Source organism: Mesorhizobium sp. M8A.F.Ca.ET.218.01.1.1, assembly GCF_004791165.1.
Classification (GTDB): domain Bacteria; phylum Pseudomonadota; class Alphaproteobacteria; order Rhizobiales; family Rhizobiaceae; genus Mesorhizobium.
This window is the reverse complement of record NZ_SRUZ01000141.1, coordinates 1-319: the sequence shown is the minus strand read 5'-3', so window position 1 is coordinate 319 and position 319 is coordinate 1. Positions and strand designations below refer to the sequence as shown.

Here is a 319-nt window from a genome sequence, read left to right as displayed (position 1 = left end):
GGCCAGTGAACTTGGCGTCGCCCGCAATACGGTTCGCGAAGCGCTGGACATACTCGAGAAGCATGGCTTCATACGCCGGCGTGCCGGGAGCGGCAGCTTCGTGAAGGGACAGGCAGCCCCGGATGACGCGACCGGCGGTATTGCTGCCGAGACAAGCCCGCTCGACCTCCTGGTGATGCGCGGAATAATCGAACCCGACATGATGAGGCTCGCCATCATCAACATGTCGCCGCGCGCCATTGAGGGACTGAGCGAGACCTTGTCCGCCATGGAAGCGGTTCAAACCGAAGCGGCGGAGTTCGCCCGGCTCGAGGACGAA

1 protein-coding gene is annotated in these 319 nt (G+C 63.3%); it reads left to right on the top strand.

The genetic code is table 11. The annotated features are described in order from the left end of the window. A partial coding sequence (locus EN861_RS34745) for a GntR family transcriptional regulator (RefSeq protein WP_135928239.1) occupies positions 1 to 319 on the top strand: 319 nt, incomplete at both ends.